Genomic DNA, 278 nt, shown 5'->3' with positions numbered 1-278 from the left:
CCGGGGTCACTTCACCAGCGGATGTTTTATATAAATCTTGTTTGTACTTGATCGCTGCCAAGCCGTTTAATTCTGTAACCGTGCCATCTTTGTTTGGACGGTTAATACCCTCAAATGAAATAGGCAGGTATGCCATGGCTACGGAAAGCAAAAGTGCGATTGCAAGTAAAATCAGGGTGCGCCGTGACTTCAAAATACGTTTTATTTCAAGTCTAAAGAGTCGCATATTATCTGTCCTCCTTTTCCAAGTCTGTCTGCGGAAACAACCACAGATACAG

1 pseudogene is annotated in these 278 nt (G+C 43.2%); it reads right to left on the bottom strand.

The features are described 5' to 3' along the window. A pseudogene (locus ACK99Q_RS17795) lies at positions 1 to 226 on the bottom strand (ABC transporter permease); the annotation flags it as partial. Between the last annotated feature and the right edge of the window lie 52 nt (positions 227 to 278).

Origin of the sequence: Aeromicrobium sp. MLTX1 (assembly GCF_046452335.1) — a bacterium.
Classification (GTDB): domain Bacteria; phylum Actinomycetota; class Actinomycetes; order Propionibacteriales; family Nocardioidaceae; genus Aeromicrobium.
This window is presented reverse-complemented; position numbering and strand designations above follow the sequence as displayed.